This window comes from Salinibacter sp. 10B (assembly GCF_002954405.1).
Lineage (GTDB): Bacteria > Bacteroidota > Rhodothermia > Rhodothermales > Salinibacteraceae > Salinibacter.
In genome coordinates, this window is sequence record NZ_MQWC01000004.1 from 1,149,500 (window position 1) to 1,175,269 (window position 25,770).

At 59.8% G+C, this 25,770-nt stretch carries 17 protein-coding genes and 2 tRNA genes; 8 read left to right on the forward strand and 11 right to left on the reverse strand.

Annotated features, from left to right (window positions below; all coding sequences use genetic code 11):
• Positions 1-215 precede the first annotated feature (215 nt).
• The 8 genes from BSZ35_RS05050 to BSZ35_RS05085 form a co-directional block, all read right to left on the reverse strand.
• Positions 216-3,734, reverse strand: coding sequence for a TonB-dependent receptor (locus BSZ35_RS05050; RefSeq protein WP_258096080.1), 3,519 nt, complete (start codon positions 3,732-3,734; stop codon positions 216-218).
• 725 nt (positions 3,735-4,459) lie between these two features.
• On the reverse strand, positions 4,460-7,699 hold the full coding sequence (locus BSZ35_RS05055; RefSeq protein ID WP_105011426.1) for an FG-GAP-like repeat-containing protein: 3,240 nt from the start codon (positions 7,697-7,699) through the stop codon (positions 4,460-4,462).
• A 208-nt stretch (positions 7,700-7,907) separates the two neighbouring features.
• Complete coding sequence (locus tag BSZ35_RS05060) at positions 7,908-8,504, reverse strand: DJ-1/PfpI family protein (protein WP_105011427.1); 597 nt, start codon at positions 8,502-8,504, stop codon at positions 7,908-7,910.
• Between the two features lie 106 nt (positions 8,505-8,610).
• Positions 8,611-8,988: a hypothetical protein gene (locus BSZ35_RS05065; protein WP_105011428.1), complete on the reverse strand. Its 378-nt coding sequence runs from the start codon at positions 8,986-8,988 to the stop codon at positions 8,611-8,613.
• 83 nt (positions 8,989-9,071) lie between these two features.
• Positions 9,072-9,521, reverse strand: coding sequence for a DoxX family protein (locus BSZ35_RS05070; RefSeq protein WP_219846590.1), 450 nt, complete (start codon positions 9,519-9,521; stop codon positions 9,072-9,074).
• 95 nt (positions 9,522-9,616) lie between these two features.
• Complete coding sequence (locus tag BSZ35_RS05075; protein ID WP_105011430.1) at positions 9,617-10,027, reverse strand: DoxX family protein; 411 nt, start codon at positions 10,025-10,027, stop codon at positions 9,617-9,619.
• Between the two features lie 178 nt (positions 10,028-10,205).
• A complete protein-coding gene (gene purB, locus BSZ35_RS05080) occupies positions 10,206-11,504 on the reverse strand; it encodes an adenylosuccinate lyase (RefSeq protein WP_105013730.1) in 1,299 nt (432 codons plus the stop codon).
• A gap of 290 nt (positions 11,505-11,794) precedes the next feature.
• Entirely contained in the window at positions 11,795-12,160 is a 366-nt protein-coding gene (locus tag BSZ35_RS05085) for a DoxX family protein (protein WP_105011431.1), read from the reverse strand.
• A gap of 760 nt (positions 12,161-12,920) precedes the next feature.
• Between BSZ35_RS05085 and BSZ35_RS05090 the strand changes: the two genes are divergently transcribed.
• The 6 genes from BSZ35_RS05090 (at position 12,921) to BSZ35_RS05115 (ending at position 18,662) form a co-directional block, all read left to right on the forward strand.
• Positions 12,921-13,487 carry a tail fiber protein gene (locus BSZ35_RS05090; RefSeq protein WP_105011432.1) on the forward strand — a complete coding sequence of 189 codons (567 nt, stop codon included), beginning with the start codon at positions 12,921-12,923 and terminating at the stop codon, positions 13,485-13,487.
• 43 nt (positions 13,488-13,530) lie between these two features.
• Positions 13,531-13,866: a hypothetical protein gene (locus tag BSZ35_RS05095; RefSeq protein ID WP_105011433.1), complete on the forward strand. Its 336-nt coding sequence runs from the start codon at positions 13,531-13,533 to the stop codon at positions 13,864-13,866.
• Positions 13,867-14,182: 316 nt separating this feature from the next.
• Complete coding sequence (locus BSZ35_RS05100) at positions 14,183-16,762, forward strand: cadherin domain-containing protein (protein ID WP_181149183.1); 2,580 nt, start codon at positions 14,183-14,185, stop codon at positions 16,760-16,762.
• Positions 16,763-17,434: 672 nt separating this feature from the next.
• Positions 17,435-18,076, forward strand: coding sequence for a S24 family peptidase (locus tag BSZ35_RS05105; protein WP_105011435.1), 642 nt, complete (start codon positions 17,435-17,437; stop codon positions 18,074-18,076).
• Between the two features lie 94 nt (positions 18,077-18,170).
• Positions 18,171-18,242, forward strand: a tRNA-Met gene (locus tag BSZ35_RS05110).
• 348 nt (positions 18,243-18,590) lie between these two features.
• Positions 18,591-18,662: transfer RNA gene (locus tag BSZ35_RS05115), tRNA-Met, on the forward strand.
• Positions 18,663-18,742: 80 nt separating this feature from the next.
• On the opposite strand, the gene BSZ35_RS05120 is transcribed toward BSZ35_RS05115, so the two are convergent.
• From BSZ35_RS05120 to BSZ35_RS05130, 3 genes are all read right to left on the reverse strand, one after another.
• Positions 18,743-20,737 (reverse strand): thioredoxin family protein, encoded by a 1,995-nt coding sequence (locus tag BSZ35_RS05120; protein WP_181149184.1) that lies wholly within the window; start codon positions 20,735-20,737, stop codon positions 18,743-18,745.
• Between the two features lie 148 nt (positions 20,738-20,885).
• Positions 20,886-21,524 (reverse strand): TlpA disulfide reductase family protein, encoded by a 639-nt coding sequence (locus BSZ35_RS05125; protein WP_105011437.1) that lies wholly within the window; start codon positions 21,522-21,524, stop codon positions 20,886-20,888.
• Positions 21,525-21,585: 61 nt separating this feature from the next.
• Positions 21,586-22,152, reverse strand: a complete 567-nt coding sequence (locus BSZ35_RS05130; protein WP_181149185.1) for a TlpA disulfide reductase family protein — start codon at positions 22,150-22,152, stop codon at positions 21,586-21,588.
• A gap of 1,077 nt (positions 22,153-23,229) precedes the next feature.
• Between BSZ35_RS05130 and cysS the strand changes: the two genes are divergently transcribed.
• Positions 23,230-24,777: a cysteine--tRNA ligase gene (gene cysS, locus BSZ35_RS05135; RefSeq protein WP_105011439.1), complete on the forward strand. Its 1,548-nt coding sequence runs from the start codon at positions 23,230-23,232 to the stop codon at positions 24,775-24,777.
• 235 nt (positions 24,778-25,012) lie between these two features.
• Entirely contained in the window at positions 25,013-25,696 is a 684-nt protein-coding gene (locus tag BSZ35_RS05140; protein WP_219846591.1) for an OmpA family protein, read from the forward strand.
• Positions 25,697-25,770 lie beyond the last annotated feature (74 nt).

Below are 25,770 nucleotides of genomic sequence, written 5' to 3' on the forward strand. Positions count from 1 at the left end.
CGGCCCTAGACGTGGCTTCTTCTCTGAAGCCATTGCCAATTAGGGATGCGTACGCCATCTTTAACGCCCGGGAAAGTTTCCAACGATTGTGTGAGGTTGGAAACTCAACCGCTCCCCCCCCAGGAGGCCCTAAATACAAAACGGGCGGCCGTCTTTCGACGACCGCCCGCCTGGAGTCTGTGCTCGAAGTCCACACAGTCTACCAACCCGCTTCCCTAGAACGTGTACTTCACGCCCAACTGGACCTGGTACAGCGAACTGTACGTCGTGCCGCTGGTGCGGAGATTAAAGATGTCCTCCTTGTCCTGGATGATGGCCCCTTCACGGGAGCCTAGGCCCGACTGGTAGGTCGGGGTCGGGTTGCCATCGTCATCCGGGTCCTCGAAGCCGGCAAACTCAACGGGGCTAAAGGAGCCCTGACTGGCGTAACGGTAGCCCCAGTCGGTGCCGAATACGTCGCCGAGAAGCGACGAGAAGTTGTAGATGTCAGCCGTGAACGTCAGCCGCTGCGTACGCCCCAAAAACTCGCCGCTGTAATTCACCGCGAAATTGAGGTCCACGACGCCCTCGAACGGCGTGCGATCTCCATTCCGCTCGGTATACTCACCGCGGTTACTGTTGAGGTACTCCACGTTCTCGACGAACTGGGCGAGATCCGCACGCTGCTGTTCAACGGTGCGGAGCACATTGTCGTCGTCATCGGTGATCGGTTGCAGGTTAAACTGGCTCACCTCCTGCGGCATGTAGAAGAGCGGGGAACCGCCTTCGTCGCCAATCATGATCTCCGCTGCAGGATCGGTCACGCTCCCGATGGTGTAGGAGAACGGCCGACCCGACGAACCGCTGTAATAGAGCGACAGGTTCGTCGAGACGTTCTCCGTAACCTCCTGGCGGTACATCACTGAGACCTGCACCTGGTGACCGAGCGCATACTCCGAGCGGCCCAGCGTGAGGTTGTTGGTGCCATTCACGTGCTCATTACCATCCCACAGGGATCCGACGGTGTCGCCGCCATAGGTGTTGAGGCTCCGGGCATCACCATAAGTGTAAGAGACGCGGCCGCGCATCGTGCCGCCATCCCAAACCGGCGTGGCCTCCTTCTGGAGACGAGCGGTCACCTCGTAACTGTACCCACGGGTGGTGTTGTCCATCAGGAAGATGTCGCCGTACCGACTGTCGATGGTGATGCTCTCATCAGAATACTGTTCCGCCCGGTAGATCGGTCGGTCATCCCCGGTCGGTCCCTCAAGGTTGGCGTTGGGCTGCTTCAGGTTCACGTTGCGCGTCACGATGTCCTGAAGCTGACTGCTGTACTGCCCCTCAAGCGTTCCCACGAGGCCAAACGGCAGCTGACGGTCGATCGCCAGCGTGGTGCGCCAGAGGCGCGGGTACGAGAAGTCATCCCGAAAGATGAACAGATTGCCGGTCGGCGTCAACTCATCAACGGAGGAGGGCGGCGTGGCCCCAAACGCACCGCCGCCGAAGATGCCGGCATCGTCGAATTTGGTCAGCCCATTCGCTGGTCGGCGCAGTGGAATGGGACCGGCGAAGCCGAGGCCCACCGCGACGTCACTCGACACGCCGTCGTTGAGGAAGGCGCCGCCGGGCCACACGAACGGAAGCCGGCTCGTGTAAACGCCGGTGCCTCCCCGGATTTGGGTCGTGCGGTCCTCGTCGAGCGCATAGTTGAAGCCAGCCCGCGGGGACCAGAACGCGCGCCAGTCCGGCATCTCGCCAGCACGGGCGCCCTTCAGGTCATAGAAGCTGCTCACAGACGGACCTTCAAAGTCCGAGGATGCGAGGTCCGTGCCGTAGAGGGTTGCCGAGTTGGCGTCGGGCGCCATTCCCGGATCCTTCAGAATCTTCGGAATGTCGGCCCGCAGCCCGAACGTAAGGCGGAACCGGTCGGTCACCTGCCACTGATCCTGGGCATAAAAACCAAGCTTCACGGCGTTGAAGTCGGAGCGCAGGCTCGTGTCGTCGCCCTCCGGAAGTTCAAACTCCGGCGTGCTGGGGTCATCGTCGAGGAGGGAGTACTGGTGGATGTAGAAGCCTGTCTGCGGCTCCGCATTCGGGTACGTGTTCTGGCAGATGGGCCCCGGCTGATCAATGCCGTACTGCCCCTGATTCTGCTGGGCGTAGTGGCAAACCGTCTCAGCAAAATCATCAACGGAATTAAACTCATACGACCCCGGCCCGAAGATCGCGAATCGATTATCGATGCTGTAGAACTCGTTATGCGTTCCCACCGTCAGGGTGTGGTCGCCGACAAAGAAGTCCGTCTGGTTCGAGAACGTCGCGACCGTCTGCTCTAGGTAGTTTGGATAGGAGAACGCTTCCGAGCCCAGTCGGAATTCTCCACGGGCCCCATCGGTAACCGTGATTGACGGAAACGGCTCGCCCTGCACGCCGCGATCATCGACCACGTTCTTGAACGTTGCGGTCGTTTTCGTGGCAATTCTGGAGCCGAAGGCCCCGTTCCACTGCAGCATCGCGTTGTGCTGCGTGTTCGGGAAGACCTCCGAGTTGTTCGAGAAGTTGACGAACTCCTGATCGCTCTGAAAGCGGTCGCGGTTGTCGTTGTCGTTGTAGTAGTACCGCGCCGTCAGCTTATGATTATCCGTAAGGTTATAGTCGAGTCGCGCCAGGAACTTCGTCGCGTCGAGCGTAGAAGTCTTACTGCCTGGGAAGCCCGGATCGTAGCCCGTATTTCGCATCATGAAGTCCCGGACTTCGTCGAGCTCGTCCAGTTCGTTCGGATCATCCTGTTCCTGCTGGTTCGGATCCGTGCCTAGCTCCTGCCCGAGGAAGGGCGTCTGAACCGGCAACGCATCCTCCGACCGCCGGATGTCGACGTTAACGAAGAAGAACAGCTCGTCCTCAATGATCGGCCCCCCGAGCGTACCGACGATTCGGTTGTCGGAGGCCGAGGGCAGTCCGTCCACAACCTTATTGCCCCGAAAGGTCAACTGATCCTGCGTGAGCGCCGTCCCGCGACGGAAGTACTCGAGCGAGCCCTCGTAGTCATTCGTCCCACTCTTCGTGACGAAGTTGATCGCGCCGCCGGTAAAGCCGGACTTGGTGACCGAAAACGGCGACACGTCCACGGACACCTGCTCCACAGCACTCAAACTAATCGGCGTTGCACCGGACTGTCCGCCGTCGGTGCCCTGAGCGGACAGACCATACACGTCATTACTGACGGCGCCGTCGATGTAGATCGAGTTGAAATTCGTGCTCTGCTGACCGATCGAGATTGCCGCGCCGTCGTCGTTGGAATTCACGACGTAGGACTGGGGCAACAGCCGAGCAATGTCGGCAATTTTCCGGCCCATCGTGGGCTGCGACTCGATCTCTTCCGTGCTTATACTTGTAGACACTCCTTCTCGCTCAGAAGACAGGATGCCGCTCGTCTTCCCGATCACCTGCAGCTCCTCCATCTCCGCGGTCCGCTCCTCGAGCGTGAAGTTGAGGCGCAACGTCTGGCCAAGGTCCAAGGTCACGCCTTCCTCTCGCTTCGACTGGTACCCGACAAAGGATACCGTCACGCGGTACGGCCCGCCAACGCGCAGATTGGCCAGAGTGTATCGGCCATTCTGGTTCGCTGAGGTCCCATATCGGGTACCCGACGGGACGTGCACAGCAACGACGTTCGCTCCCGGCAAGGGTCCCCCGTCCGCCGTCGTCACTTCTCCTCGCATGGAGGCCGTCGTTTCCCCCTGTCCAAGCGCCATGGTCGGGCCCAGAAGCAGGAAGGTCAATAACAGGATTGGTATCGTAGCCCAACGTCTCATCGTGATTAAGAGATTGATTTCAGTATCGTGTAGAGGGTCGCACCGATCGTCACGCCGTCTCCTCAGTCCTCGATTCCGAATGAGGACTCGCAGAACAGCTTCGCAAACGACATCGCTCTCCACATTAGCGGCTCTCCGCCTTTTTATCCACCGTTTCGCGTCCAAAATTTGATGCCTTGTTGTACTTTCACCTCGGACTAACGATTTGATAACGACACATTACACATCCTTCACATCTATGTCCCCCACGCAAAACTTGGAAGCGTTTTCTGCACCTTCCATTAATTTTCCACGTGACAACAACAATTCTCACACTTTTTTCTTGCAGCACGCCCGAACAAAGGGGAGACGCTGTTGCAAAGATCGGCTTCAGCTTAGTCGTCCAGTCGGCCAAAAAAAGACCTCAAACCACCTCACCATCAATACGCTCCAATAGTGGACACACACCCGGAGAAAGCCGATCCATAGATGCCACTTTTTTGGCTCAATATCGTCTCTTCGACATAAGCAAATGTTCAGTTCCTCTGCAGTCAAACCCAAGGGTCGCCGATCCACTTGAGTCTCTCCCAGGAGCGGGAACACCCCGTGCTGCCAAGCTGGGAAGATCGCATCGCACGAAATGAGGAACCGTCAACGTTCTGGAGCTGACCGACGGACCCCGCCACTCACTGAAGACGATTCTCAAACCACAACACAGCGTTTTCCGACTGAGACGCTGTAAGTACGTCCAAATCGCCGTCCCGCTCCACGTCCGCGACTTCCAAGGAGAGAACGTCCGGGAGCTGGGTTGCAATGGGCTGCGGCGTACCGAAGGCGCCGTTGCCTTCATTTTCAAACCAGACGATCTTGTCGCTGTCGAACGAGGCTGCGAAGATGTCCCGGTGGCCATCCCCGTTGAGATCGCCGGAATCGATGCTCTCTACGGTTCGCAGGTCACTCACTAACACCCGTCCGGACCCGAAGGCGGGCTCGGCCCCGATCGAATCGGTACGGTTTTCGAAGAGAACGATGGGTTCTCCCCCCGCCTTGCCGACAATCACATCCGTCCATCCATTTCCGGTAATGTCTGCCGTGTGTACTTCAATTGGTTCGCGCAGGTGGGTCCCAATCGGAGCCCGCTCCACAAAACGGAGCGAATCGGACTGGGGGACTGGCTCGTAGCGGGCAATCGTACTATCCTGATACGAAACGACGAGCACATCGGGAATCTGATCGCGATCGAGATCCGCGATGTGCAGGGTTTCGAGGCCGCGCACCCCCTCCGTGATGGGACGTCCCTCCGCAAAGGTCCCGTCCCCGGTATTCTCGTACCACCGGACCGTTTGGTCTAACAAAGCCCCACTTATCACGTCGGTGTCCCCGTCCTGGTCGAGATCGGCCGCCCGCACCGTGACCGCTCCGTCGGCTGCGGGCGAAAGGGGACGCGGGTTGCCGAATTCGCCTCCCCCGCGGTTTTCGTACCAGGCAACCACGTCGTTGCGAAGGGAGGCGGACAACACGTCCACCCGCCCGTTGCCATTGAGGTCCGCCGTGTACACGTCTACGGCCCCGTCGACGGCCGAGTCCAGGGCTTCCGGCGCCTGAAAGCCCTTCTGGGACGACAGGGCATTTTGACTCCAGGACACGGCCCGGTCTCCCAGAGAGGCAATCACGACGTCGAGATCGCCGTCGTCGCCTAGAGAGTCGGCCCGTACCACCTGGGGCTGATCTACCTCTGCCGTCACGGTTTGCCGAGCTCCGTTGAAGGGGACCCGGAAAGTGACGTGGGCGTGCGCCGTATCGCCCGCCGCATCGGCGAGGACGTACCGCACCCGAGCAGTTCCAGCAAACGCAGCCGCCGGTCGAAAGCGAAGACGGGCCGAATCGATCACCGTTACTCGTCCGACGGAATCAGGGAGCGCCCCGACCGACCGAACGCGGAGCGCCGAGCCGTCCGGGTCCCGATCATTCTCCCGAACGTTGACCACGGATGCGTCTGCCGTCGTCATGAGTTGATCGGCACGCGGGCGGGGAGGCTCATTGCTAACCCCCCACCACCCGACCACCAAAAGCACGACCAGTCCCCCCAGCCCAATGGCCACGTTCCGGAGCGAGGCCTCGTTCGCGATGGGAGCACGATCCTGCGCTTCCGCCCGGTCGAGGGCAGCCCGAACAGTCGTCGACCTGCCCGGCTTTACCTTCACCTCCTGATCCCAGCTTCGCGCCCCCTCAGCCGCCTCTGCCCGCACCCGGTGCGTACCCGGTGCAAGATCGAACTGCTTAGTCTGGCCGGCGTCGAGCGCAACCGTCCGTTCCCCATCCACCGACACGCGAGCAGGACGGTCCACCTCCACCCGAACGGACCCCGACTCTGTTGCCCCTTCGAGGCCGGATTCGTCCTCCCCAGATTCGCCCTCGTCCCTCCCCGACGCTCTCGGCGCTCTGCCGCCAGCCGTCCTCCCAGCCGGTTCCGCCTGCGCCTCGGGAGAATCTGCCGTTTCCGTAGGCTGGCCGGACGGTTGGGCTTCCTCTGTTGGCCCCGGGTGCACGGGCTCCGCTGCCTCAGGGGAACCGGCGCTTTCCGGCTGCACCGTCTCGCCGTGCATCGGATCCCCCCTGTCGGGCTCCGTTGCCTCCGACGGGCCCGCTGCTTCGGCTTCAAAGTCGATGTCTACGGACGTGGGGGCCCCTGTCGTCACCGACACGACCTCTTGCCACACCAGAGCGTCAAGCGAAAACCGGGTCCCCTCCTCCTCTGCACGTGTGTCCGTGGCCGTGACCGTCGCCTGCCCACTGTTGGTCCGATCGGTCCGCACCGCCCGTAGGCGATGGCTGCCTCCTTCTACGCCAATCGTGAACGTCTTCGCCGGCGGAAGCGTAGCGGTCTGTTGCCCATCTACGTAGAGTCGGCACGCGTGCGTAGCGGTCACCTGCAGCTCAGCCGTCCCCTCCAGATCGGGTGCTCGGTCGAGGGTCGTCGCCTCGCCAATCCACCCGGGCTCTGCATCGGCGGGAGCCTCGGGCAACAGTTCAGCAAACGCCTCCATGGACTGGGGACGAGTGTCCGGACGCACCTCAAGCCCTGCCGTGACCGCCTCGTTTGCGGCCTCCGAGAGAGAAGGAACGAGCTCGCGTGGAGCCACAAGCTCGTCATCAAGGATGCGAGCGGCGGCCTCCGGCGGCTTGTAGCCGGTGAGGGCCCGGTACAGCGTGGCCGCACAGGCATAGACGTCGGTCCACGGCCCCTGGTCACCGTGACTATGATACTGCTCGTGGGGAGCGTAGCCTCGCTTCAACACGACCGACATGCTATGCGTGCGCTCTCCGACCGCCGTACGTGCCGCCCCAAAGTCCAGCAGCACGACCGTTCCGTCGTCGGCGAGATACACGTTGTTCGGGTCAATGTCGCGGTGCAGAATGTCCTCCTCGTGCACCGCCGCCAATCCGTCGACCACCTGCTCCATGATGAGAAGGGCCTCCTCCTCTGGGATAAATCCGTTTCGGGCCTCCAGATACTCGCCCAACGTTCGCCCCTCGTAAAAATTCATTACGAGGTAGGCCGTCCCATTTCCCTCGAAGAAGCTTCGCACCCGAACGATATTGGGGTGTCGCTCAAACTTGGCGAGGGTACGAGCCTCCTGTAGAAACCGCTCAAGCCCATACTCGAAGTCCTGATCTCCTCCGGCCGACGACAACGGCTGGATCGTATCGCCGTCGGTTTCACGAACGGCAATGTCATTCGGCAAATACTCCTTGACCGCCACCACCATCTCCAGGACCTCGTCAAAGGCGAGATACGTGATGCCGAAGCCGCCTACTCCCAAGACGCGCCCTACTCGAAATTGGTCGTCCAGAAGCGTCCCCTGATCGAGTGCAAGGGGACTGCGATTGGAAGGATCGTCCTGAAAAATGTCGTCCCGATCCATACTGTGAGCAGATGATCAGCCGAAAGGCGCGGAGGTAGGATATGCCTAATTAAATTGGAAAAACGGCCGTTCCGCAATTTCGAGAAGAGACTCCGTCCTATCGACGGCACACAAGAGATCGTTACGTCCCGCCCCCTGCCCAAACGAAAAAATGCCGGACCGCCCTGAAGCGGTCCGGCAGAAGAGTCCAACTTCCGGAAATGCGACGCTATGCAGGCACCGGATCCTCGTGCTCAATGCGGGTGCCAAGTACGTCGAGGAATTGCTCCAACCAGGCCGAATGCGCGGGCCATGCGGGGCCCGTCACGAGATTCCCATCCGTTATGGCCTCGGACATGTCCACCTCTACGAACGTGCCGCCAGCTGCTTCCACCTCAGGAGCACAGGCCGGATACGCCGAACAGCGCTTCCCTTCTAACACGTCGGCCGCGGCCAAAATCTGTGCAGCGTGACAGATGGCTGCAATCGGCTTGTTTTCGTTCGCAAAGTGCTGCACAATCTCTAGCACCCGGTCGTTGAGCCGAATGTACTCCGGTGCTCGTCCTCCCGGGAGACATAGGGCATCGTAGGCCGTTTCGTCGACCTCATCAAACGTGGCGTTCAGGGCAAAGTTATGCCCCCGCTTTTCGCTGTAGGTCTGGTCGCCTTCAAAGTCATGAATGGCCGTACGCACCGTATCGCCCGCCGCTTTGTCCGGACACACGGCATGGACCTCGTGCCCGACCATTTGGAGAGCCTGGAACGGGACCATTACCTCGTAATCCTCTACGTAGTCCCCAACAAGCATCAGAATGTTCTTGGACATGGACGTACCTCCGGGGTTATTGAAGTGGGATGGCGAACGTGCCTCTTTTCACAGGGACACGATTGAAAAGATCCCGTAAAGACCGTCTCCCGGGCCCGATCGCTTCCTAGATGCCGACCGCATCAACGATCCGGTCCTCATACTTCTGCATCATCTTGCGAGCGAGGGCCTGATTGCCGTCCTTCGTGATGGCGAGCCCGTGATAGTAGGTGCGGTCGCCGATGATTCGGGTAATGACCAGCACATCCTCGGCTCGCCCCATCAGTTCCTGGATCGAATCCGGATCCATTTCAAGCAGGTCGAAGGCCTTCCGATAGGACTTGATAACGTCCGAGAATGCCGCCGACGCAACCGATCCATCGAAATCCGGATCGATCGACCGTCCTCCCATCGACATCCCACTTTCAATGTCGACCACATCCGTCGAAATAAAGTTGTCGACGTCTTGCTCAAACTCTCTAAGGATTTCGTCTAGTTCACTCATGAGGAATAAAGGGTAAAATTACAAAATGACACGATTCACTGGGACCGCTCTCCAGCCCCCCCCATCGAGGGTGCCGCCCCCCATCACCGGTCTGCGGTCGAGGGAGTGGCACTCGGTGTAGAAGAATCGGCAGTCGCCCACCAAGCGTCAAGGCTATATCGGCCGGGTCCCAATAGCAAGAGTGCAACAAACACGGTTGCCATCTCGGTGGCGTGCCAGGGCCCTTCTCCGGCCGCGAGATGACTGGCCGTAGCCACCGCCATCGTGAGGAGCAGAAACACCAGGACGGGACGAAGGAACAGGCCGAGCATTAACAAAATGCCACCGGCAAATTCGGTGAGGGCAGCCATAAACCCCCAGGCTGCGGGCCATACCGTGACCCCAAAAATCGCCATGTTGCTCCCAAGATCGGTCCATGTCTCCAGCCCTCCTGAAATCTTCGCCCAGCCGTACGCAAAAACGAACGAGGCTCCAATTCCAACGCGAAGCAGAAGAAGTACGAGATCAACCGAAGCCCAGCGGGACAAACGCATTGGCATGCGGGATTGAACAAAAGGAAACGCGTGGGCCTGGAGTCAACTCTTCGAAACAGAATCCGCCGTCCTGAAGAGCTCCCCTTCACGGGACCTTATCCAAACTGCTCATCCACACTGTACTTCCCGGGCCCAACGAAGATGAGACTCACGAAAACCCCCGCGTACAGCAGCGCCATCTCGGGCCCTCCGTCAATGGCTCCGGTGATATGAGCCGTGGCGGCGACCAACATGTTGATCGTCACAAGAATAGCAGCGGGCCGCGTGAGGAGCCCCGCAGTCACGAGCAATGCGCACACAAATTCCGCAACTGCGGCCATGAACCCCCAGAACATGGGAGCAAAGCCAAGCCCGAAGATCTCCATCGTGCCCCCGAGGCCGGCCCATTGTTCGGGCCCACCGGTAATTTTCCCTAGTCCATGCCCAAAGGCCAGATACAACCCAAAGAAGGCGCGGAGAAGCAGCAATCCGAAGTCGCGATATTTGTCGAGATGTGTCCAGACCATGAAGCCGATGATTCTCGTAAGAAAAATGACGATTCGACTTCCATGATAGGCAACGGCAGGGGAGAGTCACAATCGCCCAATTCCATCAGGCTGCGGTTCGTGCCACCACGGTGCTATTGCCGAACCGTACGGACCTCCGTTTCGGCCGGAACCCCGAACGGCCGCCACGCCCTCCTCGTCACTCTTCCAGCCCCACCCGCCGGAAGATCCGATCCACATTCCGCACGTGGTACCGCGGGTCGAATACGTCCTCAATCTCCTCGTCGGACAACACCTCGGTAATCTCTTCGGCCTCGGCCACGACCTCTTGAAACGGGCGCTCCTCCTCCCATGCCGTCATGGCGAGGGGCTGCACACGGTCGTAGGCATCCTCCCGGTTCAAGCCCTTGTCGATGAGCTTCAGCATGAGGCGCTGGCTGTTGTAGAGGCCGTACGTCTCCTCCATGTTTTCGCGCATCGTGTCCTCGTAGACGACGAGGTTGTCGATAATGCCGCTGAAGCGGCGGAGCGCGTAGTGCAGGAGCGTGGTCGCGTCCGGCAACACAATGCGCTCGACCGACGAGTGGCTGATGTCGCGCTCGTGCCACAGGGCCACGTTGTCAAACTCGCTGTTCATGTAGCCGCGCAGAAGCCGCGCACACCCGGTAATGTTCTCGGAACCCACAGGATTTCGCTTGTGCGGCATGGCCGACGACCCCTTCTGCCCCGCACTGAACGATTCTTCCGCCTCCCGTACCTCGCTCCGCTGCAAGTGCCGCACCTCTACGGCCATCTTTTCGAGCGTGGCGCCAATGCCGGCGATGACGCTGAGGTAGTTCGCGTGCCGATCGCGCGAGAGGACCTGCGTGGAGATAGTAGCGGGCTTGAGGCCGAGGCGCTCACAGGTGTACCGTTCCACCTCCGGCGGAATGTGGGCAAACGTCCCCACCGCTCCCGAGAGTTTGCCCACGCGCATCTCCTCGGCCGCTCGCTCAAAGCGCTCCTTATGGCGATTCATTTCGTCGTAGAAGCGGGCCATCTTGAGGCCGAACGTCGTCGGCTCGGCATGCACCCCATGCGTGCGCCCCATGGTGAGCGTCTCCTTGTGCTCTCGGGCCTTCTCCGCCAGTACGTCGATCATCCGGTCCAGCTGGGTGCGGATGAGGCTGTTGGCCTTCTTGATGCGCACCATGTAGGCAGTATCCACCACGTCGGTGGAGGTGAGGCCGTAGTGCACCCACTTCTTCTCCTCCCCCAGCGTCTCGCTGACGGCTCGCGTAAAGGCCACCACGTCATGCTTCGTCTCCTTCTCGATTTCCTTGATGCGATCGACGTCGAAGTCGGCTTCATCGTAGAGCGTCTCCACGTCCTCGGGCGGAATGGCGCCAATCTCGCTCCACGCGGCACAGGCGGCGAGTTCTACGTCGAGCCAGGACTGAAACTTCTGCTCTTCGCTCCAGAGATCCGCCATGGGCGGGCGGGTATAACGATCAATCATGCGATTGGAGAATGGAGATTCCAGAGTGGGAATGAAGAAAAAAAAGCTCGCCGGAGCCAGAGACATCATCCTTGAGGACGCACTATTGCCTGTCGCGACTTGCGCATCAGGATCAAGAGTGACACCGTCCAGTCCCGATACGGAATACGCAATACATCCCCCCGGCGACGCGCACGTCCGCGGCTTCTGGTACGGCGAACGAGAACCAGCATCCACAAGATAACTGCCCTGTCGCCGCGAATGCCAGCGTCGACCGGCGAGAGGCGTGAACGTTTCGTTCAGACGCCCAATCAGATGCCGGACCGGCACACTGCCCAGTACACCCAGGCCATCAATGCGAATTGTAACGGCAGCCGAGCGTAGAGCACCCAGAGTGGGATCTGAGAAAAGGCCTTCGGGTGACGCACCATGTAGACGTGTACCGGGAAGACGGCACATAGCAGCAGGATGAGCCCCCAGCCCGCGTATGGCCGGACACTGGGAACGAGAACCCCGATGCCTCCCAGGACTTCGGCAACACCGCTGAGGTAGACAACCAAGAACGGACGTGGGACATACGGCGGTACGACCCGAACGAAGGTCTCTGGCCACAGAAAATGGGCGAGTCCTGCGCCGATAAACAAGGCAGCGATGGCGTAAATCGAACCGATGTGCATGAACGTATGGGAAAATGAAAGGGGAATTTCTGTCGCACGTGATGCTATACTGCTCCGCCCCGCTCCACTGTCCCCCAAGTGTCTTCCCTTCGATCCTTGGGGAATATCACCTCCCTCGTTTTCCAGCATGCCGGTCCGGATTAACGCCGCGAAGCATTCGGAGCGCAAACTCACCCGAGCCCGGGCGAGACCAAACGCCCAACGGCTTGCCTGAACGACCTTACCCCCCAAACGACAAACCATTTAGAAGAAACGGAGGCTCTTCCCTCTGTCGTGCAACATATGTACAACAGATTGCAACATTTGCAATAACGTTCGTCCGCCGGCTCCTCTATTCTGGATGACGACGCTGAAGATCACGTCATCTCGTGACAAGCACAAACTTCAGGATCTCAACCCCAGAACGCACTCCGGCCTGCACTCGGCTGCTATCCATGTATCGGCTGAGATATTAGAAAAAACGGACCCAATGCAAATACCTTGAATATTAAAATATGATGTTGTATACTATCATTTGAATTAAAGCTCCTTATTCCGATCCGTTAGGGTCGACCAATCGAAAACCGCTTCCTCTTTTGGTTGCGTAGATTGCACACAGAGCGCTGTTGCACTACACACTCTCTCCTGCGCCCCTCCCGCTCCACATTCGTGCCCATCAGCGGGCCGTTGACATCGATCCCTCAAGCTGAACAGCGGAAGACACCAACGCCCCCTGCTCTCTACCCTTCTTTTTTTATCACGTACGCAAAGCAAATCCCTTATGGAGCCATTTATCGGACAAATCACCATGGTCGGCTTCAACTATGCCCCGCAGGGCTGGGCCCTGTGTAATGGGCAAACACTTCCGATCTCGCAGAACCAGGCCCTCTTCTCGTTGCTCGGCACCTACTATGGCGGCGACGGACGCACGACCTTCGCGCTCCCCGACCTGCGCGGTCGCGCCCCGGTGCATCAGGGGCAAGGACACGGCCGCCACTACTCAATGGGACAGCAGGGCGGCCGAGAGGAAGAAACAATGAGCATCGACCAGATGCCGGCGCACAACCATCCGATCCAGATCACGAAGGCCAATATTGAGGCACACGTCGGAGAAGGAAGGGGCGAATCGGCGGATTCCAAAACGCCAGACGGTAGTCTCCTTGGGAATCCAACTGAAAGCATCTACTACAAAGACAAAGGCCCGAACGTGTCCCTCTCGAAGAGTGCCATAAGTGTAGAAGCTCAATCAGGCAATACGGGCGGATCTCAACCCGTGTCGAAGATGCAGCCCTACACGACAGTAAACTTCATCATTGCCCTGCAAGGCCTTTATCCGCCCCGGTCCTGATGACCTCCTCGGCCTATAGACTCTGGAATGAACCGGTACAACCATGTCTGATATCCACAATCGCGAGCACTATGAGGGAACGGAAGGAACGACCCTCATAGTGAAGATCGACGAGAACACGACCGTCGAACTTACACAAGTCGACTACAACGACACCAGCAACGCTCAGATTGACGGGTTTTCTGTCCTCTTTGAGGGCTCGGACGATGCGATTTTCGACCAGGGACTCTACTCCGTCGAGCACGCCGACGTCGGCGCGGGCGAGGTGTTTCTCGTTCCGGTCCTCAGTCAGGATCCCGAAAAGCGGAAATACGAGCTCGTCGTGTCGAAACTAAAAAAGGACGTCAACGAGGCTGGAGGCGACGCAGGACAAGGCTGACCCGTGTAGGGTGAATACACTTTCTCACCGGGGCGAATCCACGAAGAACCCGTCTGCTCGTCATTGATCACCAAGTAGACAGATCCAGAAAATGAATACTGCTTCCCCTGCCACTGTCCCAAAAGCGACTCTCGTTGTCTTTCTCTTCGCTTTCGTCGGAACGGTCGCTCCTGCGTCCGCCCAGGTATCGACGGAGAAACTTGCATGCTCGTACGGTTCCCAGTCACCTATTTCGGCTCAGATCAACAATGCCGTTGACTCGGGGAACGCTTTGCTGGTCGTTCCTGCGACCGCGTTTTCGACGAATTCATTTACAGTGACTATTGACGACGGGAGCGGGACGAGTCAGTCTCTCTCGCAGGTGTACGGCTTTACCGATAGCGGATATGACGGTCACTGGTTGCATGCGGACTTCGACTCGCAGGCCTGGCCGAGTGGGTCGACGATCACCGTCAAAAACGGGAGCACCGACCCACTCGGGTTTTGTGCAATTGAGGTCTCGGGGTTGGAAAAATCGAATGCGGTCGACGTGACGAGTGGAAATTTCAACCCTTCTCGGAACATAAACGCCTTTTCCGGCAGCGTGACGACGACGCAGGCGCAAGAGCTCTTGCTCGGAATCACGAGCTTCGGGTTCGATGGCGTCATATTTGCAGATCCCGGAGCTAACTTTACCAAGATTGCAGAGACGGACAACGGGAACACCCCCGATGACGGCAACGCAGAAGGCAATTTGATGCTTGCCACCCGAGAGGTGAGTTCGAAAGGAACGTATGAATCGACGGCGTTCCTGGAAGCTCAAGACTTCTGGAACGCGTCTATCATCGGACTCAAAATCCAGGCGAACGCCTCCCCCACCTTCACCGCCGGTTCGAGCACGTCGCTGAGCGTCGACGAAGACGCGGCGGCCACGTCCCTCAACTCGCAATTGGAGGTGGACGACCCCGACGGGGGCCAAACGCTGGAGTGGACCGTATCGGCGGCCCCGTCCAACGGCAGCCTGTCTGGATTCCCAACCACTGCCGGCAGTGGAACCGAAGTGCAGCCCTCCGGCCTCACGTACGATCCGAACCCCGACGTCAGCGGCTCGGACGCCTTTGACGTGCAGGTATCCGACGGCAACGGCGGCTCGGCCACCATCACCGTAAACGTCACCGTCAATAACCTTCCGCCCGCGTTCAACTCGTCCAACTCGGCCTCCGTCCCTGAGAGCAGCACCGGCACGGTCCTGGACGTCAACGCCGACGATGGCGGCGAGGGAAGCAACGACAGTGGAGTCAACTACACACTCAGCGGCGGTGCGGATGAGGGAGTGTTCAACATCGACGTGAACACTGGTGAACTGACTCTTGACACCGCGCTCGACTACGAAAATCCCACCGACAGCGACGGCAACAACGACTACGTGGTGGAGGTCAGCGCCGACGACGGCGAATCGAGCAACAACATCGCCACACAGACAATCACCGTCACCGTGACGGATGTCAACGATCCGCCGACGCTTGCCCTCGGCTCCACGAGCGGATCGGTCGACGAAAACAACAGCCCCCCGAACGTCCTGACCAGCATTACGATCAACGATCCGGACGGCGGAACCAATAATCTTTCGCTCAGCGGCCCCGATGCCGGGGACTTCAACATCAACGGCAGCAATGAGCTCGAATTTACTGCGACGGCCGACTTCGAGTCAAAAAGCAGCTACGACGTGACCGTCGAGGTCAGCGACCCAAATGCTGGCACCGATAGCCAGGACTTCACCCTCTCGATTACCGACGTGCCGGACCTTCAAATCACCGACGGCGCCTCGCAGAATCTGGACTTCACCGCCCAGGTGTCGCCGGGCTCCGATGACAATCCGGTCGGTCTCTTGAAGCTCGTCGCCGAGGAAACTGGGGCGGCCTTTACTGGGGCAACCATCTCAAACAATGCTCCTGGTGTCTCCGGCATCAAGCGCGCGGCGCTCTACTGGTCGACCGACCAAAATTTTGACCCGGGGAGTAGCGACCCGCTGCTCGCCGCCTTCGACGTGACTGACAATAGCGCCGAGGCAACATTCACGTTCAGTGGCTTCAACCAGCCAGTGCCTTCCTCGAACGGCTTCTTCTTCCTCGCGATTGACGTTGCCTCCAGCGCCCCCGACACCGACGTCCGCTTCTCCCTCGACGGGCTAACGGTGAGCAAAAGCGAGATCGCGACGGTGAATGGAACCAGCCAGTCGAGCTTCTCGGCACTGCCGCTCTCAAACGGCTCGACGGCCTTGCCGGTGGAGTTGGCTCGCTTCGACGCAACGACGAGCAAAACCGACGGGGTGACCCTTCAGTGGCAAACGATTTCGGAGACCGACAACGCTGGATTTGACGTGCAGCGCCGCGTAGCAAGTGCCCATGGGGGGCGCCGGATCGGGAGCTCCGTTAAGCCGTCTCGACGAGACGGCCTGACTGAAGATCAGACATGGCAGACCGTTGGATCCGTGGACGGCGCCGGCACGACGACCGAGGCGCAGTCCTACCACTTCGAGGACGCCGACGTCCCGTACGCCGCCGACTCACTGACGTACCGTCTTAAGCAGGTCGATACCAACGGGACAACCAGCTACTCTGACCCGCTCACAGTGTCTCGCCCCTCGGTACAGCGGGTGCAGCTCTTGGGCACGTCTCCAAATCCAGCCCGCACGCAGGCAATGGTTCGATTTGCGATTCCGAAAGGCTCATCCAAGCACGTAGCCTTACACCTCTACGACGTCATGGGACGGCAGGTGCGCACGGTACAAACCACCGCCGAACCCGGACGGCACACCCTTCAGTTCACGACCGATCACTTGTCGAGCGGCGTGTACTTCCTGCGACTGCAGGCCGGATCCACTGTCAGAACCCAGCGGCTTACCGTGGTGCGCTAGTGGTCAGTCAAGCTGAAGCTGCCGGGTGCCGAATTGAACACGCTGTGTTGAATACGCCATTCTGCGGCCTGAATACAGTCCACTGACCATCGTTCTCCCCGACATGGAAAACGTGACGCACCACTAGTGGACCGTTACAGATGAACATGCGAGTTGAGGCCGCGATTTCAAAATTCCCAAATTACGGTACGTCATTTCGAGCAAGGATATCTCAGATGTCCATCGTCGAGAAATATCCCTACCGAAGTCAATGGCTTTTGAGAGGCTCTTCGGCTTTGGCAATCTCAGATTGCCACGCTCGGCGCGACCTGCCAGGGGAATCTTGAGATCGCTTAGAACAGATAAATGACGTGTAACAGAGCACTAGTCGCTCTCTCCATAGCACGTGCCCCCCCTCCAAGCGGCGTCGGCCTTCCGGGATCGACGTCGCTTGGTGTATGTAGGGATCCTTATCATCCCCTAGACCTCCGTATGCCCCCGTTTCTCACCTTATTCCCTGGTGCCCCCGACTTGAGAAGCACGGTGCTACGGCTCTCCCAAACAGTAGTCAACAACGACCCGCCTTGACCTTCCGCCCCCGTCCCAATACCATTACTGTGTGGAATATATGTCCGCTTCGGTGGACGACGGGTTTTCTCCCCTCGACACCTCTCCCACAGTGGCCGCAATGTCATGGGTCGGAAAAAGCTTACCGCCAAACAGCACGAATTTCTGCAGTTTCTGATTGACTACACACGTGAGCACGACGTGTGGCCGACCTATCGGGAAATTATCGATCACTTTGGGTACAGCTCCCCGAACAGCGTCACCCAAAACCTGAAGGCGCTGCACCGAAAGGGACACCTCACTCGCAATGAGGATGGCTTCCATCTCGCAGAGCGTTATAAAGAAAAGAACGAGCCGGGTATTCCCATTAAAGGAGTCATCTCGGCAGGCACGTTGCAGGAAGCCGTAGAGGCAGACCTGGGGACCATTACCCTCGACATGCTTTTTTCCAACCTTGATCGCATCTTCGCCATTCGGGTGTCGGGGCAGTCGATGCGCGGCGCCGAAATCCACGACGGTGACTACGTGCTCCTTATTGACGAGGACATCCCTGAGGGCGGTATCGGGGCGGTGCTCTACAACGGCGAAACATCGCTGAAACGCGTCTTCCACGACGAAGACGGCTTGCGGCTAGAACCCTGCAACCCTGAATACGACGACATCCACATTCAGCCGGATGTTTTCGAGGAGGTCACGATCCTCGGACGATATGTGGGGCACATGAGTGACGACGGGATTTACAGAAATTCCGGTAGCGGTGTGGTTTAATGTGTCCCGAAAACACCATTTACTCAATTTTCTCATTATTCGCATCATCGAGAGAAACTTTTTTTAGACTCATAGGTGGAGTAGACTGAAATATCGCGGCGTGGAGCAGTGGTAGCTCGTCAGGCTCATATCCTGAAGGTCGCAGGTTCGAATCCTGCCGCCGCTACCGAAATAGCCGCGATCCAACGCCGGTTTTCGGTCCCTCAGGGCCGGAAATCGGCGTTTTTCTTTGTGTCCCCCAATGAACTGAATTTCCGCTGCTGCTAACTACGCGGGGGTGAGATCAAAGCAGTCTGGGGGAAAATCGAGGAGACTACGAGACGTACGGTGCATCTTCACCAGTCGTAATGGTGAGCCGCCGGCACTGTACGACAAGTCCAGCAACCGTTACTGCCGGGCGACTCCCAGTAGGCCCTCTCATTTTTTGTCTGGTCTCAGTATCACTTTTGTCATTTCTCCACGACCTCGGCGGAAACCTTTTTCAGAAATACGGGTGTAGTAGGGTGCAATACATCGCGGCGTGGAGCAGTGGTAGCTCGTCAGGCTCATATCCTGAAGGTCGCAGGTTCGAATCCTGCCGCCGCTACAGCAAAGCCGCTAAGCCTTTCTCGGGCTTAGCGGCTTTTCTTTTTGTACACCGATGGTCCCCCTCTCGTACCACGAATCTCAGGATTCGCGCTTGGGCTCCTCGGAGCGAGCCGCCTCGATCCCTCGTTCCAAAAACTCGTCGAAAGTCCTCGGAGAAGCCATGCCCTGATGCTGCGCAAGCACCTGCTTGTCGGGGGTGATGATGGCGTAGGTGGGAAGGGCGACCGTCCCGGTGAGCTCGCGCTGGAATTGTCGAAGCGTCGGTCCTCGTTCGGCGTCGTCGGTGTGGAGCCGCAGCAGGGCAAGGTCCTCTCGCAGGTGGGCGGCCACGACGGGCTCGGGAAAGACGTTCGTCTCCATCTCCCGACAGTTGGTGCACGTGTAGCCGCTAAAGTCGACGAAGAGGGGCTGCCCACCGGTCCGAGCGTCGGTCAATGCCGCCTCGATGTCATCCATATTCCAGTCGAGCTGGGAAACCGACGGTGACGCCCCTCCGGACGCTGCTTCCGTCACAAGACGGGTAGAGGAGTCGCGCGGGGGCAGATACGCATCGAGGCTGCCCAACGACGCTCCCCAAAGCCCCGGTGCCACGTAGAGGGCGCCTCCCAAAAACAGCATTGCCGCAAAGAGGCGTCCTACGCCAATCCGCACCGGCCCACCCGCTGCACTCTCGTCGCCCGCCGCCTCGGATTGCGGAGCCCCGCCGGTTGCGAGTGGCAGCTTCCCGAGCAGATGCAGCCCCGCCAGCCCGAGCAGCACGACGGTAAATGCAATCACCAGGGACCGTGAGAGCAGCCCCGTGCCCCACACGAGATCGGCGTTCGAGAAGAACTTGAGCGCGGCGACCAGCTCGATGAACCCGAACGTCACCTTGAGGGTGTGCATCCAGTGACCGGAGGTCGGCAATTGACGAAGGCCGCTCGGAAAGAGCGCAAACCCCACAAAAGGTAGGGCAATCACCGTCGAGAAGGCGAGCATTCCCACCACCGGATCAATCCACGTGCCCTGTGCGGCGGCCGCCAGGAGGCCACCCACAAACGGTGCCGTGCACGAAAAGGAGACGACGGTGAGCGTGAGCGCCATGAAGACGACGCCCACGTATCCGCCGTAGGCATTGGAGGACCGGTTGAGGGCATTGAGCAGTCCGGACGGCAGGCGGAGTTCGTACAGCCCGAGCAGCGAGAGGGCGAACGCTAGCAGCGTGCCCCCAATCGCAAGGTTCACCCACGGATTCGCCGCGACGACCTGCGCCCCGGAGGCGCCTAAAAGCGCCGCGGCCAGGGCCCCAAGTCCAGTGAACGTGGCGATGATTGTGAGGCCGTACACCCCCGCCAATCGGAGGGTCTCCCCGGGGCCGTCGGCGTGCTTCGTAAAGTAGGAGACCGTGAGGGGAATCATCGGGAACAGGCACGGCATGAAGAGGGCGCCCAGCCCCGCACCGGTGGCGAGCAGTAGAAGCCCCCAGAGACCCTGCGTTCGCTGCTCACCACCGGCGCCCGAAACGGCGGTCGTCGTATCCGCGTCGGTCCCGGAGGTCGAATCGGAGGCCGGGGCCACCAGTCCCTCGAAGCGGGCCTGCTCGAAGGCCTCGCGCGGCGTCCCGTCCGCAACCGTAATCGGAACCGAGATCGACGTCGTCTGGGGCGGCATGCACAACCGGTCGTTGCACACCATGTAGCGAACCGACGCCGTCAAGGTATCGGGACCGCGCGATGCCTCCGGCCCCACGGCGAGGGCTGCCCGTACCTCAAACTGCCCGTTCAGGTAGCGCGCCTGGGAATCGAAGTTGGGATCGTACTGGGTCGTCGGCCGAGACTGGCGAAGGGGACGCTCGACCGTCAGGCCGGGGGGCACCGCCTCGAAGGTAATCGCCAACGGCCGTCCCGCCGGCGAATCCAGCGCGTACGTGTGCCATCCCTCGGTCACTCGCCCGTGAAAGCGAATCGTCAAGCGCTCGCCCGAACGTGCAGCGGAGGGCTCGCTCTCGGCGCGCCACTCCACATCGCCCTGCGCAGCACTCGACGACCCGCCCCCCGGCGCCAATCCCTGCCCGTATGCCGGCAGAGAAATCATGAGCAGCACCAGTCCCCAGCAGCCCCCCCGTCCCCAGGGGCTCCTGCCGGTGAAAAGTCCCGAGAGAAAACGAAAGACGTCTGTGAAATACATCGGTGAAAGACTCGGTCAAGCTGGGAGCAGTCAGTGAGCTAAGGATCCGGCACAATCAGCCATCGGGGCCGGACTCAGAGGTGAGCTGCTCCAGCACTGGTTTCAACGCCCCCTTCAAGAGCAATCCCGTGTGCTGGTACCGGATCTGTCCGCGCTTGTCGATGACGAAGGTTCGCGGAACGGTCGTTGTAGATCCATACTTGCGATACGCCACCCCGCGATCGGCAACCTGAGGATAGTTCAGCGTCTGGTCTTCGGCAAACTGCCGAACGGCCGCCAAGCCCTCCTCGTCTACCGAGAGGCCGACGAAGGTCACCCCATCCTCCCGAAACTGCCGCTGAAGATCCACAAACCCGGGAATCTCGACGCGGCAGGGCGGGCACCAGGTGGCCCATACGTTGAGGACCACCACCTCGCCGCGATGCTCAGAAAGCTGAAAGGTCTCTCCATTCATCCGCTGGAGAGTAAAATCTGGGGCTTGCGGCCCACTCTCCGGAAGGTCGATGTTTGGGGAAATATCGTACCACAGGTACACGCCAAAGGCGAGAACGGCGCCCCACATCCAGTTGCGGCGAAGAAATCGACCAACGCGCCTGGCAAACGTCCAGACCGGCTGCGTCTCCGTACCGGTGGACGACGAGTCGGCGGCGTGCTGAGGAGATGGCGATCCCTCGCCCGTGGAGGAAGTCGTCATGATGACAATGCATTGATGAGCGGAACAGTGACAGGGCGGTCTTGGATGAGCGAGCGGCCTTTTACCATCCACTGGAGTCCGTTTGTCCCAACAGCGTTTTCAACTGGAGACGCAACTGCTGTTCGGGAAAAAAGCCGACCTTCCGATGCCGAATCTTCCCTTCCGGCCCAATCAGTACGGTGGAAGGCAATACTCGAACGCCGCCATACTTGGCAGCAACCGTGCCGTCATCTACGACCAAGGGGTAATTGATCTCCATCTTTTCGGCGTACGGCCGAACGCTCGAAAACCCATCCTTATCGAGCGATACCCCGACGAAAGTCACTCCCTGCTCTCGAAACTCCTTTTGAAGCGCAATGAACCCCGGAATTTCTTGCTTACACGGAGGACACCACGTCGCCCAGAAATTCAGAACAATAATCTCGCCACGATGCTCGGAAAGCTGAAATGGCTCCCCGCTCATCTTCTCGAGCGTAAAGTCGGGCGCAAGACGCTGTCTCTCCGTGGGGGCCTGCTGCGGCCCGGCAGAGGATTGCCCGGCCGCTGGGGCGGAGAGACTTCCTCCAATGAGAATGGCCAGAATGAAGGACGAAAGAGACGAAAGAACGGAAGACCAACGAGTAATCATAGAGTCGACCAAAGGTAGAAGCATCAGAGAACCGTGAGGACCGGGGCAGGTAGTCCGGAACGGATGCGGTTCTTCCGCCCCGGAAAGCAAACACCAGCGGTCGGAAGACCCATCCCCCGAACGGATGGCCCCAGAAACAAAGACGGGCTCCGTCCAGCGCAACCCACGCGGCCGGACGGGCAAGCGACGATGTCGAACGCTCTCGACACCGAACGGACAGATTATAGTCGCAGCACGACGCTGCGAACGGTTCTCCGGGTCTCCTGAGGATAGGAGGAAGACGAGAGGTGTGATTGGTCGTCGTCTTCAACCGACGCGACGACGAACCCGAGAGGCGGGGATTGGTCGACATCGGACGAGCACCTCACGTCCTGTCCCGCATTGCCCCGATTCACCAGCCGAACGGGACGGGTGGCACCGGCACTGAATTTCTGCGCTGGATGATCGGAGCGGCACTCCGAGCGTGATTCCGCGGGGGTCGAATAGGCTGACAGTTGCCCCGGAGAATGCTCGTTCTTCGATGCGGTCGATAGGCGCCGCGTCTCTAGCGTATTCGCGCCTCCTACGGATGCCTCCACACGTCCGGGACCGTCCTGCTCACAACCAGAAATGGATCCGGGGGACCCAAGCGTAACGACAAAAACCCCTCCTACCAACAGCGCCAGCAGCGCAGGAAACGCTCGATATGAAGACCTGCTTTCGTCCATGTTAGGACATGTGGATACCTCTTGACAATCGATGAGCGATACTTGTCCACCGAGGATCGAGTTCCGGGCGCACTTCGGCTCTTCAATTTATCTTCCATCCTGACGTTGAGAGACGAAAACAGCCGTTTTGGGTTAGAAATTATCTGTCGGCCCGGAGCCACTCAAAAACAGGGATCCCAGCACGGAAACGCCCTCAGTGCCCATCTAAATTCATACGTCCCCGTCTTTTGAGATCCGTCCAAAGCCCTTCGTCTACCGCCCTCCGCGGAGCCCACCCATGCACGCAGAACTCACGGCACAATCCGGTGCGGGCAGGGTACAGACGAACGACCATTGTTCGAATCCCTCTGAACCGTGTCTCCAGCGTTGCATGTCGCCACCTACCTTCCGCCTCTACAACACGCTGACGCACGAAACGGAGCCCGTCGAGCCCATTGAGGAGGAGCATCTCCGCTTCTATAGCTGCGGGCCGACGGTCTACACCTACGCCCACATCGGCAACTTCCGCTCCTTCATTACGGCGGACCTCATCCGCCGCACGGCCGAGGCAATTGGGTGGGACGTGACGAACGTAAGCAACATCACGGACGTGGGCCACCTCACGCAGGATGACCTCGTGGACCCTGGCGGCGCGGATAAGATGCAGCAGGCCCTGGAGCGAGAAGGCGAGCGGTTCGCCAACATCAATGACCTCGCCCGTCACTATACGGAGGCATTTCTGGACGACTGGCGCGCCCTTAACCTGCGCGAACCGGAGGTCCGTCCCCGAGCCACCGAGCACGTGACCGATCAGCTCCACGCCGTGATTGAGCTCGTGGAAAAGGGACATGCCTACACCACGGACCAGGGCGTGTACTTCAGCGTGGAGAGCTTCGACGACTACGGCCACCTCAGCGGCAATACGGAAGCCCAACAGCTCCAGGCCACCGACCGCGACGTGGTGGAAGATCCCGATAAGCGCGATCCGCGCGACTTTGCGCTCTGGAAGCACGACCCCGATCACCTGATGCACTGGCACAGTCCGTGGGGATGGGGCTACCCGGGCTGGCACATTGAATGCTCAGTGATGGGCATGCGCTACCTCGGCGACCGGTTCGACCTCCACACAGGCGGGGAGGACCTCATCTTTCCCCACCACGAGTGCGAGATCGCCCAGAACCAGTCGCTGGCCGGGCACAAGGTCATCAACTACTGGGTGCACACCCGCTTCCTACAGGTCGAAGGGGAGAAAATGTCGAAGTCGAAGGGCAACTTTTACACCGTCCGCGACCTCATCAATCCCGGACCGGACGACGACCACGTCCCCGACCCCATCCGCGCGCAGGGAGGTGTTGATCCTCTCGCTCTCCGATACACCCTCCTACAAGGCCAGTACCGTAAGCCGTTCAACTTCACGCTCGACACCCTCCGCACTGCTGCCCGGCACGTGCAGCGTTTCCAGGAAGCGTCCGACCGCGTGGACGAAGCGATGGAGGCCGACGTTGATGGGCCGGACCCAATCGGTCCCCAGCTTGGAGACATCTATGACCGCATGCTGGAAGCCATGTGCGACGACCTGAACACGCCGGCCGCCACCGCGGCCGCACTGGAGGGGGTAAAGACGATCGAACAGGCCGATTCGCTCAGCAGCGCCGCGGCCCACAGTGCTCGCCACTGGCTGGACCGCACAAACGATCTTCTCGGCATCGTAGAGCCGGAGCATGATGCAGATGCCTCGTCCGCTTCTTCCGGCAACGATGCGCTCTCCGGCGACCATATTGCCGACTCTGTAGACGAGTTGCTCGACGAGCGCGAAGCCGCCCGCTCCGACGGCGAATACGCCCGGGCCGACGCCATCCGCGATACGCTGGAGGCACTCGGCATTGAGGTGATGGATACCCCCGAGGGCACAGAATGGCGTCACAAAACGGACCTGTAGCGCTCTTCGACGGGGCATACGCCTCGTCTCCCAACCGGATGGCGTCGGCGTTCTGCCGTTCTCTTCCGTCCTGCCCCGTAATTGCCCCTCCCGTTTCAGAAACTTAACACGATTGAAGGGCTCTGCACCGGTTTTCCACTGACAGCCCGATCGCTCTTTCTTACCCTTTGACTCGGTCCGGAGCCACTCTCACGTTCCAGTTCACTCATTCCCCTTCTCAACCATGCTCTCTTCGATGTCTCGATTTCGACGCCCCCTTCCTCTCGTTGCGGCCCTCCTTTCGGCCGTCCTCTTGCTCGGCGGATGCGCAAGCCTAACAAACACGCAGAAGGGCGCCGCCATCGGCACGGGGGCCGGGGCCGCAGCCGGGGCCGCCATTGGTAAAGCGGCTGGCGGCACAGCCGAAGGAGCCATCATCGGAGCCGTCGTGGGCGGCACCGCCGGTGCCATCATTGGGAAGCGAATGGACAACAAGGCCGAAGAGCTCGACGAGCAACTGGAAAACGCAGAGGTCGAACGCGTCGGTGAAGGCATCAAAGTAACCTTCGACAGCGGACTCCTCTTCGAATTTGACTCCTCCACCATTCAGGGTGCGGCCGAGGAAAACCTCACCGAGTTTGCAACCACCATGCGTGATTTCGAGGAATCCAACATTCTCATTGTCGGCCACACCGACTCGAAAGGGCCGGCGGACTACAACCAGGGCTTGTCGGAGCGCCGCGCCCAGTCTGCCGCCGACTTCATCACTCGCAAGGGCATTTCCTCGGACCGAATCGAAACGGTAGGCAAGGGCGAGTCCGAACCGGTGGCGTCCAACGACACCGAGGCGGGCCGGCAGCAAAATCGCCGCGTCGAGGTTGCCATCTACGCCAGCAAGGAGTATCGACAGGAAGTCAAGCAGCAGGCACAGTCCAACTAACCGTATTTTGAGGACGTGCCTGGACGTGCTCGGCAGTAACAGACGGCCCTTTGGCGACGATCTCGTCACACGGA